The sequence below is a fragment of the Microcystis sp. T1-4 genome (genome assembly GCF_000297435.1).
Taxonomy (GTDB): domain Bacteria; phylum Cyanobacteriota; class Cyanobacteriia; order Cyanobacteriales; family Microcystaceae; genus Microcystis.
This window is the reverse complement of the sequence record NZ_CAIP01000103.1, coordinates 1-14079: the sequence shown is the minus strand read 5'-3', so window position 1 is coordinate 14079 and position 14079 is coordinate 1. Positions and strand designations below refer to the sequence as shown.

At 44.6% G+C, this 14079-nt stretch carries 12 protein-coding genes and 2 pseudogenes; 7 read left to right on the top strand and 7 right to left on the bottom strand.

Annotated features, from left to right (window positions below):
- The first annotated feature begins 340 nt into the window (after window positions 1-340).
- The 3 genes from ureA (at window position 341) to MICAI_RS05710 (ending at window position 1959) form a co-directional block, all read left to right on the top strand.
- Window positions 341-643: an urease subunit gamma gene (gene ureA, locus MICAI_RS05720; RefSeq protein ID WP_002738360.1), complete on the top strand. Its 303-nt coding sequence runs from the start codon at window positions 341-343 to the stop codon at window positions 641-643.
- Between the two features lie 19 nt (window positions 644-662).
- Window positions 663-989 (top strand): urease subunit beta, encoded by a 327-nt coding sequence (locus MICAI_RS05715; RefSeq protein ID WP_008199032.1) that lies wholly within the window; start codon window positions 663-665, stop codon window positions 987-989.
- An 82-nt stretch (window positions 990-1071) separates the two neighbouring features.
- On the top strand, window positions 1072-1959 hold the full coding sequence (locus tag MICAI_RS05710; protein WP_008199029.1) for an S-methyl-5'-thioadenosine phosphorylase: 888 nt from the start codon (window positions 1072-1074) through the stop codon (window positions 1957-1959).
- Between the two features lie 187 nt (window positions 1960-2146).
- Here MICAI_RS05710 and MICAI_RS05705 read toward each other — a convergent pair whose 3' ends face one another.
- The 3 genes from MICAI_RS05705 to MICAI_RS05695 all read right to left on the bottom strand — a co-directional run bounded on the left by MICAI_RS05705 (window position 2147) and on the right by MICAI_RS05695 (window position 5555).
- The gene (locus MICAI_RS05705) at window positions 2147-3103 is read right to left on the bottom strand and encodes an RNA polymerase sigma factor, RpoD/SigA family (protein WP_008199027.1); all 957 of its coding nucleotides are present in this window, start codon (window positions 3101-3103) and stop codon (window positions 2147-2149) included.
- Window positions 3104-3952: 849 nt separating this feature from the next.
- Window positions 3953-4252, bottom strand: a complete 300-nt coding sequence (locus tag MICAI_RS05700; RefSeq protein WP_008199024.1) for a 2Fe-2S iron-sulfur cluster-binding protein — start codon at window positions 4250-4252, stop codon at window positions 3953-3955.
- 43 nt (window positions 4253-4295) lie between these two features.
- Entirely contained in the window at window positions 4296-5555 is a 1260-nt protein-coding gene (locus tag MICAI_RS05695) for a phosphopantothenoylcysteine decarboxylase domain-containing protein (RefSeq protein WP_008199023.1), read from the bottom strand.
- A gap of 188 nt (window positions 5556-5743) precedes the next feature.
- Here MICAI_RS05695 and MICAI_RS05690 point away from each other — a divergent pair, with 188 nt between their 5' ends.
- Window positions 5744-6685 (top strand): DUF1517 domain-containing protein, encoded by a 942-nt coding sequence (locus tag MICAI_RS05690; RefSeq protein ID WP_008199022.1) that lies wholly within the window; start codon window positions 5744-5746, stop codon window positions 6683-6685.
- 128 nt (window positions 6686-6813) lie between these two features.
- Here MICAI_RS05690 and MICAI_RS05685 read toward each other — a convergent pair whose 3' ends face one another.
- Together MICAI_RS05685 and MICAI_RS23260 are read right to left on the bottom strand one after the other, a co-directional pair.
- Window positions 6814-7764 carry an NAD-dependent epimerase/dehydratase family protein gene (locus MICAI_RS05685; protein WP_008199020.1) on the bottom strand — a complete coding sequence of 317 codons (951 nt, stop codon included), beginning with the start codon at window positions 7762-7764 and terminating at the stop codon, window positions 6814-6816.
- 377 nt (window positions 7765-8141) lie between these two features.
- Window positions 8142-8258: pseudogene (locus MICAI_RS23260) on the bottom strand (transposase); the annotation flags it as partial.
- On the opposite strand from MICAI_RS23260, the pseudogene MICAI_RS05675 reads away from it, so the two are divergent.
- Window positions 8258-9163 (top strand): annotated as a pseudogene (locus MICAI_RS05675) (methyltransferase); the annotation flags it as partial. The pseudogenes MICAI_RS23260 and MICAI_RS05675 overlap by 1 nt on opposite strands.
- Window positions 9164-9201: 38 nt before the next feature.
- Here the strand turns inward: MICAI_RS05675 and MICAI_RS05670 are convergent.
- Window positions 9202-10629 (bottom strand): phosphoglucomutase/phosphomannomutase family protein, encoded by a 1428-nt coding sequence (locus tag MICAI_RS05670; RefSeq protein ID WP_008199015.1) that lies wholly within the window; start codon window positions 10627-10629, stop codon window positions 9202-9204.
- A 177-nt stretch (window positions 10630-10806) separates the two neighbouring features.
- Window positions 10807-11151: a hypothetical protein gene (locus MICAI_RS05665; protein WP_008199013.1), complete on the bottom strand. Its 345-nt coding sequence runs from the start codon at window positions 11149-11151 to the stop codon at window positions 10807-10809.
- A gap of 446 nt (window positions 11152-11597) precedes the next feature.
- Between MICAI_RS05665 and MICAI_RS05660 the strand changes: the two genes are divergently transcribed.
- Entirely contained in the window at window positions 11598-12431 is an 834-nt protein-coding gene (locus MICAI_RS05660; RefSeq protein ID WP_008199011.1) for a photosystem II manganese-stabilizing polypeptide, read from the top strand.
- A 129-nt stretch (window positions 12432-12560) separates the two neighbouring features.
- On the top strand, window positions 12561-14079 hold a 1519-nt coding region (locus MICAI_RS05655; RefSeq protein ID WP_232306144.1), incomplete at its 3' end, for a site-specific DNA-methyltransferase.

The following is a 14079-nucleotide window of genomic DNA, read 5'->3' as shown; positions in this document are numbered from 1 at the left end:
GCCGGTGGTTGTCTTTTTCTAACTGCGAATCACCGTCATTTGTCGCGCCACAGGCCTCATTGCCGTTTCTGACAAACGATAGCACGGCTGGCTTCCAATCGAGCAATGATTTATAGTTATTTCAAATAAGAACGAGACACTAGCCTGAATTATTCACCAATTGCCAGCCGTTTTTTAGCCAGATCGCTGAAGGACTTTCCTAGCAAGAATTTTAAGTATCTTCCCAAATCTTCATCAATAAAGCAGGCTAAGTAAATAAAATTTCACAACTCGATCGCTACAACTATCCCGCCAAGAACTACAATAACCCTAGGCATCTGTGTGAAAAAAAGACCCATCTATGCAACTTTCGCCCCAAGAAAAAGATAAATTACTCATTTTCACGGCGGCACTGCTCGCCGAAAGACGCAAAAACCGTGGTATCAAGTTAAATTATCCCGAAGCGATCGCCTATATTAGCGCCGCCATCCTCGAAGGTGCGAGGGAAGGTCGGAGCGTCGCTGAATTGATGAGTTACGGCACCACTTTATTGACTCGCGAGGAGGTAATGGAAGGCATCCCGGAAATGATTACGGAAGTGCAGATCGAAGCGACTTTTCCCGATGGTACTAAATTAGTTACCGTTCACAATCCCATTCATTAACAGGAGATTTTTAGCAGTTATGATTCCGGGAGAAATTATCACACCATCTGGGGAGATTGAGATTAATGTCGGTCGCGACACCCTGCGTATTTCTGTGGCCAATACAGGTGATCGACCGATTCAAGTGGGTTCCCACTATCATTTTTATGAAGTTAACGAGGCCTTGGAGTTCCAGCGCGAATTAACCAAAGGAACCCATCTGAATATTCCCGCAGGTACGTCCGTTAGATTTGAACCGGGAGACACGAAAGAGGTGGAATTAGTTGCCATTGCGGGAACTGAAGAAATTTATGGCTTTAATGGTGTAATTAATGGTTCCCTCAAAGGCAAGAAAAAGAAAAAGTAAGGCCTTGACAGAAAAATTATCACAGTTCGATCGCTCAATTGTGGTAACATCAAGGCAACGATAACTAATTCTTTCCAAGACTATGACGACGGTAAAAATTGGCATCATTGGCGGCAGTGGTTTGTATAAAATGGATGCCCTCAAGGATGTGCGGGAAGTATCCCTCGATACTCCTTTTGGTTCTCCTTCCGATGCTTTAATTCTCGGTACTTTAGACGGAACAGAAGTTGCCTTTTTAGCGCGTCATGGCAGAAGTCACCATTTTTTACCGACCGAATTACCCTTTCGAGCTAATATTCACGCTCTCAAACAATTAGGGGTTGAATATATTATTTCCGCTTCGGCCGTTGGTTCCCTCAAAGCGGAAGTTAAACCCCTAGATTTAGTCATTCCCGATCAATTTATTGACAGAACTAAAGAGAGAATAGCGACTTTTTTTGGGGAGGGAATTGTTGCCCACGTCGCCTTTGGTGATCCCATTTGTCCCCAATTAGCCAGCATTTTAGGGGATGCCGTCGCCAGTTTAAACCTACCGGAAGTTACCCTGCATCGGGGCGGTACATACCTCTGTATGGAGGGGCCGGCTTTTTCTACTAAAGCGGAATCAAATCTCTATAGAAGTTGGGGGGCAACCGTGATCGGTATGACCAATTTAACCGAGGCTAAATTAGCGCGAGAAGCGGAAATTGCCTACGCTACCTTAGCCTTAGTTACCGATTACGATTGTTGGCATCCCGATCACGATCATGTCACGGTAGAAATGGTGATCGAAAATCTCCACCATAACGCTATTAATGCCCAAAAAGTCATCCAAGAAACGGTGCGTCGTCTGGCAGCTAATCCTCCCGTTTCCGTCGCTCATTCTGCCCTTAAATACGCTATTCTTACCCGTCTAGATTCTGTTCCCGTCGCCACTAAAGAAAAATTAGCTCTCCTGTTGCAAAAATATCTTGAAGAAGTAGAGAAATAAGAGCCGAGAAAAGTGGCCGATAAATCTAGAAATGGGTCATTTTTCTCGCTGTTATTCAGACGATCAATTTGACCCTTAACGAAGGCAGGAGGCAGGGGACGGTCGGCAAAAGGCAAAAGGCAGCTTTGTTATCCCCACATCCTACACCCCACACCCTGCCCCCACGAACAGCTTTTTGCCGCAAACCCTAACTAGCTAGGTATTCTCTGATGTTAGCCCTGCGTTTTCTTAATTTAGCGATCGCTTCTCGTTCGATCTGACGGACGCGTTCACGACTGATATTGAGTCGAACGCCAATTTTCGCTAGGGTGAGGGGCTGCCCATTATCTAAACCAAAACGCAGACAAATCACTTCTTTTTGTTGAGGGGTGAGGTCTGCCATCAGTTTTTCCAAATCCACTTGCAGGGAAGAATAGGCAGTGTAATCTTCGGGGGAAAGTCCCGTATCTTCCAAGAGTTCCCCTAATTCCGTGTCTTGATTGTCCCCCACCTTTAAGTCAAGGGAAAGGGGTTGACGGGACCTTTCCAAGTAGTCTCGCACCTGTTTGGGAGTTAGATCTAATTCCTCGGCTAATTCGGCAATGGTGGCAGCGCGACCCTTATCTTGAGCTAGTTGACGCTGGGCCTTTTTGATTTTATTCAGTTTTTCGGTGATGTGGATGGGCAGACGGATGGTGCGACTTTTTTCTGCGATCGCCCGGGTGATGGCTTGGCGAATCCACCAATAGGCATAGGTGGAAAAGCGATAGCCTTTGGTGGGATCGAATTTTTCCACACCTCTTTGCATCCCAATGGTTCCCTCTTGGATCAGGTCTAATAGATCTAGATTGCGTTTTAGGTATTTTTTAGCCACGGAAACCACTAGACGCAGGTTCGCTTCTACCATCTTGCGCTTGGCGAAATCCCCCGCCCCTAATTCTCGACGTAGTTGTTCTTCACTAATTTCCGCCGCTTCTGACCACTGGCGATCGCTGGGTTCCCTGCCGAGTTGAGATCTTAGGGATTCTTTGATTTTTTCCAGAAAAATTAATCTTTGTACCTGTTTCGCGTAGAGAATTTCCTCTTCATGGGTGAGAAGGGGAACTCGGCCAATTTCTCTGAGATAGGAGCGAACTGGATCGGTGGGGTTTTTCGAGGTTTTCATGAGTGCGCGTCGGTTGAGGGTTGATATGCAGGGATTGATGGCGTTTTTCAGATCGCTTCCCCAGGGGCAGTTAAGGAGATGCTATCGGAGTTTTTTCTAGTTTTGTAAAGAGATTGGTGAGTGATTACTCAAGGATAGAGAGAAATCTAATTGAGGATTTAATTGGCTCTATAGTCCTGTTTTTAGCTATATGTAGAGTTTATGGGCATAAATGGCAAGTAGTGAGAACCTTGGTTATTTAACTAATATTACAACAATTATTAAATATTGTAAAGTTTATGAGAAAAAAATTATCCCGATCAGCAACGCCGCAAGGAAGGGGAGGTTTGAGTATCTGTACTCATAGATTACCCAAAGGTTTCCGATCGGGATGCAATCTAGATGACAAAATGAGCAATTTTCTCAGATAGCGATCGCTATCTGAGCGGTGAAGAGAGTAGTCATACTAAATCCTGTTTAAAAAGTATAGGATAGTGGGGTGTGGGGAGAAACAATTCATAACTTGAGAGTTAATCACACTATTAAAAAGGGATTTAGTATCAGAGGAAGTTCGGACATTTGTACTAAAATGTCCAATACTTAGTTTAAAGGCAGTAAAGCTGATATTTTCTGGCAAACCTCTTGATTGTCAGTGCTTGGCCAGGGAAAGCGGAGATGTCTTCCCAAGACATCTCCTTAAATTAGGGTTGGCTGAAAAAGTCGCGCAGGGAATTATGCTATTAAATGCCAAGCATTTGGCACTCAAGTAATATTGTCTGGCAATTTTCACCCCTATCGAACCCGTCAATGGCCGCTCCCCGCACCTTCCCCACCGGTGCGTTGCTGAGGGTGGGGACTGACGCTTAAAGGCTATTTTGGTTTAGTTTGGACGCTAATAGGGCCATTAACGATGGTTTGACAGGCTAAACGATAATTTTCGGGTTTTTTCTTCAGACAGCGCTGTTCAAAGTCGGTTTTAGCCGAGAGATTTTCCATCCCCTCGACAATTGCCACTATACAAGTACCACACTGACCGTAACCGCCACAATTCATCAATTTACCGCCAAAAGTGTAGATATCAACGCCATTCTGGATTGCTTTCTCTCGTAAATTCGCTCCATCTGCCGCTACCACGATCTTATTCTCTTTGACGAAGTTGATGTTACCCATGACTGTCTTACCCTAAATTTTTGCAAATTAATATTAAAAAATATTAAATTTTTTTGATTGTAACATTTTTGGCTCGCTCTTCTAAATATTCGGCGATGCCAATAGCGATCGCTTTTTTACCGATAAATTTCCCCAATGCCGCTTTTGTGACCAAATAAGCCACCTGTTCCCCTTGATCGCCCTTTTCCTCACCCCTATTAGCAATGACGGCCTGATAGCCCTTTTCTAGGCGTTTACGGGCGATTTCCAGCAACTCCTCCTGACTGACTCCCTCCTGATACTTGAAAGTCACCATCTCTAAATCGGGAAATTTTTCTCTCACCTTGTCAATCACTTTTTCCGTCGGCACAAAATTAAGATTTAACTGCCCTCCACTGGGAATCTTAGCATAAAAAGGGCTTTCTAAGCGATAATCGGCCACTGCCGCCGAAAAAATCCCAAATTTATAATTTTTACTCTCTAATTCTCCCATAACCTTCCCTAGATACTCGTCATAAGTTTCAATAATTTCATGGGGTAAATAAGCGGGGGGTGTATAGCTGCCCCGTCCGTGGATTAACTGCACCTTTGCCCCGCGCAGGTATAATTCTTCTGCAATAGCGGCCCCTAATTGTCCAGTAAAACGATTAGTTAAGCGACGGATATTATCGATAATCACGGGTGTGGGTCCACCAGTGACTAAAATCGGCATATTTTTCAGGACAGAATTACTGAGAATCCCACAGGCTGCCACGGTAATCTCTTTTTCCCCGGGGAGATTGTGCTTACCGTAATCATCGCGGGGTGGCATAATCTCGACTCCCAAGCGATCGAGAGTTTGCAAAGATTCAGTCAGAATAGCATTATGTAAACTGCCGTGCATGGTGGGGACAAGCAGAATTTTAGTTTTTCCCTTTTCCTGTCGTCCCAAGGCCGAGGCCAAGCATGAAGTGATCACTCCGTCAGCGATTCCGTAACGAAACTTATTAATCGTGTTATAGGTAGCGGGGGCGACTAAATAAAGATCAAAGGGAGATTGATCGCTTAAATGTTCTGCTTTTGCCGTTAATTGGCTAATTACGGGATTAACCGTACTCCATTCCAAAGCTTCCCTGGTGACGTATCTTAAAGCTTCTTCCGAGACAAAAGCCACGACTGTAGCCCCAAATTTCCGCAAAGAGCGGGCAATTAGTGGCGCTTTCATGGCCGCAATCCCTCCCGTTACCAGTAAAGCAATCCGTTTACCCCAGAGATGATGATTTTCTAAGGGTACTTCGCGATCGCCTAAGGGTGAATCCGTGGGAGAGGAGAAATTCCAAGTCATAAATTTGGGGGTGGGGGTTTTGTCAGTGATCAGTAAACAGTAAACAGTGAACTGAAAACTCAAATCTGATCACTGATAACTGATAACTGATCACTGATAACTGATTCGGTTATCCCTATTCGGGGTTTGTCTATCCCTGAGGGAGAAACTGGTTATCCTAGTAAATAAAGGGTTGCTTCGGTGTTCTTATGATTGACAAAATTTTAACTAAAGTTCGATCGCTTGCCAAGCCGCTATTAGTTCTAGGATTAGTGACAACGCTGATTTTAGGCAATGTTTCCAGTGCTTTGGCGGCATCGGGGGGTAGAATGGGGGGCGGTAGTTTTCGCGCCCCTAGTCGCAGTATTAGCCCTTCTAGAGGTGGTGGTTACAGTTCCCCCGGTTACGGTGGAGGTATTGGTTTTCCCTTCCTTTTACCCTTCTTTTGGGGTGGTGGTGGCGGTGGCTTAATTTCTCTGTTAATCTTTTTTGCTATTGCCAATTTCCTCGTTAATGCTTTCCGTAATGGTGGAGGCAGTGATGAGAATGGTATGACGATAGAATCCGGTTATGAAACCGTCTCCGTGGCTAAAGTACAGGTGGGTTTGTTGGCTAATGCCCGTTATCTGCAACAAGAATTAAATCAAATCGCCCTAACTGTGGATACTAGCACCTCCGAGGGACGCGTCGAAGTCTTACAAGAATCGGCCCTCGCCCTGTTACGTCATCCGGAATACTGGGTTTATGGTAACGTCGATTGCCAACAAACCAGCCTCAGCAGTGCAGAAGCGAAGTTTAATCAGTGGTCTCTCAACGAACGCGGTAAACTAACGGCGGAAACCTTAACTAATTACAATAATCAACTGCGTCAAGGTTCTAGGGAAAATACTTTACCCGAATCGGCTGGAGAATTAGCTAAAACCGCACCGGAAGGCTATATTTTGGTGACTATTTTAGCTGGCATTGTCGGTAAATTTTCTCTAGCCAAAATTAATGATTCCCAAGACTTGAAACAAGCCCTGCAACAAATTGGTAGTATGGGAGGCGATCGACTTTTAGCGGTAGAAGTGATTTGGACTCCTCAAAGCGAGGGTGATATTCTCAGTCAAGACGACATTCTCGCCAATTATCCCGATCTGAAATTGGTGTAATTTGTCGGGGTATAACCCTAGATATTGCCCAAAATCTCCCCATAAAAGGGAGATTTTTTGATTATTAAGCAATTGCTCCCGTGATGGGATTTTTAGGTGTGTCACGATGCCCTAACACACCCTAACCATTAACAATATAACTCCTGAATCCACTGCCATTCTTGGGCTAATCCTTCGGCTAAAGAGACTTGGGGATTATAACCTAGAATAGTACGGGCTTTGGTGACATCGGCGGCGGTGTGACGGGCATCTCCCCGGGCGAGTCCTTGATGCGATCGCTCGATCGGTTTACCGATGACTTTTGCCATGGTATCCAAGACATCCAGCAAAACCACGCGACTACCACCACCAATATTAAACACCTCCCCCACCGCTTCCGGCACTACGGCAGCGGCTAAATTAGCGGCTACAGCATCGCTAATAAAGGTAAAATCGCGGGTTTGTTTGCCATCCCCGTAGATGCCGATGGCTTTACCTGCGATCGCTGCTTGAAAAAACTTATGGAAAGCCATATCGGGACGTTGCCGCGGTCCATAAACGGTGAAATAACGCAAGGCAGTGACGGGAACGTTAAAATTCTGGTGATATAGCCAACAGAGTCTTTCTGCCGCTAATTTGGTGATGCCGTAGGGTGAAACCGGTTGGGGACAAAGGGTTTCGGGAGTCGGCATCGTTTCCGCATTGCCATATACCGAGGAAGTGGAGGCAAAAACCATCCTTTGTAAAGACGGGGTTTCCTTAGCGGCCTCAAGAATGATTTGAGTAGCATTTATATTCCTTTCGGTATATTGACGAAATCCATCACCCCAGCTTGCTCTGACTCCCGCTTGGGCTGCCTGATGGAATAATACTTCTACTCCTTGCAACAGTTGTCGCCAGTCGAGGGCTTGTATATCCGCTTCAATTAACTTAAATTCGCGATATTTTGCTAGAATATGAGCATTTTTGCGCTTTAAACTGGGGTCGTAATAATCGTTAAATTGATCGATACCGATCACCTGATCTCCTTGTTCTAACAGCTTTTCTGCCAAGTTAGAACCGATAAAACCTGCGACACCAGTAACAATATGAGTAGCCATTTAATCCTAGTCGTTGATATTTTGGATCGATTGTAATCATTTTTGCGCTTTTTGCCGTAATCAATGTGCGCCGTCCGCGGTCCGCTTTTAGGGGTCAAAATCGATAGATTTATTATATCTCCTGCAAAAATCAAGAATCTTTCCTTAGATAAGGAGAGTCCGAAACAGGCGACTGGAGGAGAAAAAAGACAAGAGACAACTATCCCATCCATAAAACCGAAGATTATGTCAAATTTATCCTAAGTTTTAGATATTTTGACCCGATACCGCCTCGATAACTTGCTTTTGCAGCAGATTTATTCTATCTCGATGGAGCGAGATGACTCCCGTTAAACCGCGTAGCGGTTAACGGGAGATGAATCGCGACCAGAATGAAACTAACGCGGTAGCATTTCCACTTTCCGGGAGTTTTGGTTCTCGACGTATTTTTTTAGTGGTTCGACGGTAACGCCGCCACAACTGGACAGGAAATAAGCTCCCGTCCAAAAATAGGGAAGGAGCGAAATCTTGTCAAGAGTTAGCCTCCCTAACTGAGACCAATTCTGCTGCTTTATACCGACTGATGAGAGGGTTAGCTAGTGTGGGAATTTTTCAAGAAACTGAATCTCAACAGTTTATACTAACTCCCTTAGCTGAACATTTATCTAGTGACCATCCCCGGTCAGTAAAAGCGACAGCGATTATGTTAGGAGAAGCCCCCCATTATCAAGCTTGGGGAAATGTGTTACATAGTATTAAAACGGGACAACCATCCTTTGATGATGTCTTTGGGATGGGGGTCTTTGAATATTTTCAAACTCATCCGCTAGATGCAGAGATTTTTGAACAGTCGATGAATAGTTTTTCTTTGTCGGAGGAGAAAGCTATTTTAGCTGTGTATGATTTCTCGGAATTTCAAACCCTAGTAGATGTGGGTGGTGGGTACGGTGAGATGTTGGGGACAATTTTAGAGCAATATCCCCAACTAAAAGGGATTCTTTTTGATGAAGAATATGTAATTTCCCATTGTCAACCCACTTTAGAAAAACACGGTATTGTTGATCGTTGTCAAACCGTTGGAGGTAGTTTTTTTGAATCCGTACCGTCGGGAGGAGATGGCTATTTATTAAAACATATTATTCATGATTGGGATGATCGACGAGCGATTGCTATTTTGAAAAACTGTTGTCAAGCTTTAGATAGCGATGGGAAAGTTTTAGTCTTGGAAATGGTTGTTCCTGCGGGTAATAATCCTTCGGCCGCTAAAATGTTAGACCTAAATATGTTAGTTATGTGTCCGGGAGGTAAAGAAAGAACCGCAGAAGAATTTGAGGAATTGTTGAGCCAAACTGGTTTAAAATTAAATCGAATTATTCCGACTCAAGAAGATATTTGTATTATTGAATGCGTTAAAAAATAACATAGAAACCCGTTTTCTTCAAGAAAACGGGTTTCTATTTAGGTAGCCCAAGATTTTGCCCAGGCGAGAATTTCATGAACTCGATCGAGGGTTGAAGATTCACAGTAGAGACGCAAAACTGGTTCTGTACCACTAAAGCGAATTAACAACCAACTCCCATCTTCTAAACGGAATTTATAACCGTCGATAGGATTACAATCAGTCACTTGTTTACCGGCAATTTCCCTTAAGGGTTCCTGATCCAAAGCAGTAATTAACTGATGGCGAGCTGCCATATTAGCTAGGGGCAAATCAATACGATCATACTGAGAATAAAAACCAGTTTTATCCTGTAATTGCGCGTAAAGATCGCTTAGATCTTGGCCCGATTCTACCACTGCTTCCAAAACGTATAAAGCTGATAATAAAGCATCCCGTTCGGGAATGTGACTACCATAACCGACACCTCCCGATTCTTCCCCACCAATTAACACAGGAGTGGTCAACATTCGATCGGCGATATACTTATAACCGATCGGGGTTTCAAAGACCGATAAACCGTATAAACTGGCTAATTTGGGAATTAAATCGGAACCGCTCACCGTTTTCACAATTTCCCCTCTCATTCCTTTTTTGCCGGCTAAATGCTCGATTAAAATCGGGATGAGATTTTGGGTGCTTAAAAAATTCCCCCGACCATCGATCGCCGCCACTCGATCGCTATCGCCATCGAAGACCAAACCTACTCGCAAAGGGGCTAAATTTGCGCTGTGAGCCAGCTTATCGATGATTTCCGTCAAATTTCTCGGCAAAGGTTCCGGAGAGCCGCCACCGAACAAAGGATCGCGATTGCCGCGTAATTCCGTGATTCCCACCCCCAAAAGACGCTCTAAACCGGTAGCCGCCGCACCGTGCATGACATCGGAATAAACTTTTAGTTGTCCCGATTCGATCGCGTTGGCAATAGCGGCAATATTAACTTTTTGGCGTAAACCCTGACAATAACCCGACCACGGTTCAAAAGTGCTTAATTTACCTGCATTGGCCTTAAATTGCGGCGGATTAGACAATAAAGCTTCAATTTGTTGGGTAATTTCTGGCGAGACAGAACCACCAAAATAACCTTTAACCTTCAAACCGAGATATTTAGCTGGGTTATGACTGGCGGTTAACACGATCGCACCGAGAGCATTTTCTGATCGAGCTGCCCAACTAAAAGCGGGAGTGGGAGCGTAGGATTGGGAGAGAAGCACATCAAAACCAGCTTTTTGCAGCGATTCCGCCGCAGTTTGAGCAAAATCCTCCGCCATAAACCGCCGATCATAGCCGACGATCATCGTCCGCGAACCCGTGATCCGACCATAATTATCCGCTAAAACTTGAGCCGCCAAGGGAGCGAGCAGAGCGACTCGATCGAAAGTAAAATCGGCGGCGATAATCCCGCGCCAGCCATCGGTTCCAAATTTAATCGGGTTCACGGTGGTCATGATTTACGAACTACCCTTAAATATCCATTTTCCCAATACTGTAACCCGCTCCGTACCCCTTGGCGATAGGCAATGGGGAGATGGGGAGATGGGGAGATGGGGAGATGGGGAAATGGGGAATTTCAGCTAAAACCCCAACACCCTAACACCCTAACACCCTAAAAACCCAACACCTTTTCATTTTTCCCGATCATCGCTTTTTGCCGCCGAATCGAGCGCGCCGACTTCACTGGCTAATAATTTTTCCATTAACATTTGTAACTTCATCCGTTCTATATAGGGCCATCCCCCGGTTTCCTCGATATCCCGGAGTAATCCGTATAAGTCCTTACGGGTATTGGGTAAAGACGGCTCGAACATCTGCTCGCGAATTTGCCGATGTAAATTTTCTAAAGTTCGCAGCAACATTAACAAACCGTTACAATCTCCCTGCTGTTCTTGGGCGATCGCTGTCACCGTCGTTACAAGGGAATGCAGTTGGCTATCTAATTGGCTATTATCTCCCGGCAATCGGCTATTCATCGAAATTTTTGCATCTGAAAACAGTCACACCGATCATATCAGTCATCAGCTATCAGTTACTTAGAGCCTCCTGACTTGAAAGAGGGTGTGGGGAAGTGGGGAAGTGGGGAAGTGGGGAAGTGGGGAAGTGGGGAAGTGGGGAAGTGGGGAAGTGGGGAAGTGGGGAAGTGGGGAAGTGGGGAGAACAAAGCTGCCTATTGCCTCCTGCCTCCTGCCTATTGCCTCCTGCCTATTGCCTCTTGCCTCTTGCCGGCTGCCTCCCGTCTCCTGACTCCTATCTCCTGACTCCTATCCCCTGCCTGCCGTCCCCTGTCTCCCATCTTCTCAATGGTCACTGATCTTTGATAAACTGAGTTTCGGTGAATTGGCGCAACCGATTCGATAATTCATCAGGCTATGGATCAAGGGTAGTAATTGTAAAGATTGACAAAGAGAGGTTGACATAGATGAGATTTCGTGCCTTGTTAGTTGCCTTTTTAGCCTTGTGCTTAGGGGTATTGACAGCTTGTAGCGACGCGCCTAGTGCCGTCCTGAATAGAAACGAGCTAACCTATGATGAAATTTTAAACACGGGATTAGCTAACAAATGTCCGCAGATTTCCGAGTTCACCCGGGGTACTCTCCCCTTAGAACGCGGCGAAAGTTATGTGGTGACGGATTTATGCTTGGAACCCCAAGAATATTTTGTCAAGGGTGAACCCGTTAATAAGCGGGAAGCGGCCACCTTTATCCCGGGTAAACTCTTAACCAGAGATACCACCAGTTTAGAACAGATGACAGCGAGTTTAAGCGTAGGCGAAGACGGTGTTTTAACCCTCAAGGAAGAAGACGGTATCGATTTCCAACCCATTACCGTACAATTACCCGGAGGTGAAAGAGTTCCCCTCTTCTTTACCATTAAAGGTTTCACTGGCAAAACCGAAGCCGGATTTAACTCGATTAACAGTTCCACCGATTTTGAAGGCGACTTTAAAGTTCCCTCCTATCGTGGCGCTGGTTTCTTAGATCCCAAAGGTCGGGGTGTGGTAACGGGTTATGATAATGCTGTCGCTTTACCCGCTAGTGCTGATAGTCAAGATTTCCAGCGCGCTAACGTCAAAGCGACGGAACTGGGTAAAGGTACTATGTCTTTACAGGTAACTAAAGTTGACGCTTCTACCGGCGAGTTTGCTGGTGTTTTTGAAAGTGAACAGCCTTCCGACACCGATTTAGGCGCAAAAGATGCTGAAGAAGTGAAAATTCGCGGCATTTTCTACGGTCGTCTCGAAGCTCGTGCCTAATTAATAAATTCAGAATTTCTGGAAATTAAGGCGAATTTCTCCCCAGAGAAGTTCGCTTTTTTTCGGCTCTCTTGGGGTTATTAAAGGGTTACAATAAAGATTGACCTCGCCATGGAGGAAGAGTTGCTAATGCCCAAGAAGACGAACAAGCAAACGGAAGCCAAAAGTTACAACCATGGCGAGGAACATCCCCAGCGCCCCGATATTGGCACGGAACCCCACTTCAAGAAAAAGAAACCCCCTGTCACCTATCGTTATGATTCCTCCTTGTCCCCGGAGTTAAACTGGGATGAAAACCCCGCACGAGAAGAAGCTGAGGCCTTAATTGAGCAAATTCTCGCGGCAGAAGATTTAGAAACCGCCAAAATAGCAGCGCGTAAACTCAAGGCAATCGGTGAACCGTTTTTAAATTGGACAGGAAAGGCCGAAAGGTTATCTTTTCAAGTGCCAACTTTACCTCTATTTGTCCATGAACGTTTATCCACTAGGGCAATTATTGAAACCCTGAAATCCCACAAGGTGGAAAAAGGGGAACAATTGAATCTATTTAATGACCCTAAATGGTCAATTACTGACCAGATTCTCCGAGCTTATGAGTACCACGATAAATGGGTAAACCGGATGATTCTCGGTGACTCGCTGGTGACAATGAACTCCCTACTACAATACGAGGGGATGGGGGGTAAGGTGCAGATGATTTATATTGACCCTCCCTACGGGGTAAAATTTGGTTCTAATTTTCAGCCTTTTGTGAGAAAACGCGACGTTAAACACAACGATGACGATGATTTCACCCGCGAACCGGAGATGGTGCAAGCTTATCGAGATACTTGGGAATTAGGGTTACATTCTTATCTGAGTTATTTACGCGATCGTTTGTTGTTGGCCCGGGAGTTGTTGACTGATAGCGGTAGTGTTTTTGTGCAGATTTCCGATGAGAATGTTCATCATGTTCGGGAATTGATGGATGAGGTTTTTGGCGGGGAGAATTTTGTTAGTTTGATTAAGTTTAGAAAAAAAACGATGCCTTTAGGAGCAAAACTTTTAGAGGAAATAGGTGATTTTATATTATTTTATGCCAAGAAAAAAGAAAATCTTAAATATAAACAAATCTTCCAAGATATGAATGTTCAAGGCGATAATCATTGGAATTATGGAATTTTACCTGATGGAACAACTAGAAAATTAAATATTGAAGAAATAAATAATCATAAACTTTTACCTGATGGAACTGATTTAGTCCAATTAGTTTCAATGAGTCCAATTGGTATCAGTAGTGACAGGGTTTTTCCCGTTCAAATCAATGGAAAAACTTATCATCCCCCTCAAGGTAAGTGCTGGAAAACCAGTCAAGAAGGAATGGATAGATTAAAACAGCAAGGAAGATTGATTCCCTATGAAGACGGAAAAACGCTGAGATATGCACTTAAATTAAGCGATTACGCAATATCTCCTTTAACTGCGATGTGGAGTGATACATCAGCACCTTCAAATATGAATTATGTAGTTCAAACATCAAATAAAGTCATCCAACGCTGTCTATTAATGACCACCGACCCCGGCGATTTAGTATTAGATATCACCTGTCTAAGAAAAGGTACAAAAATCCTTATTCCCCACCAACCAACTAACTCCCCCCCTTTGAAGG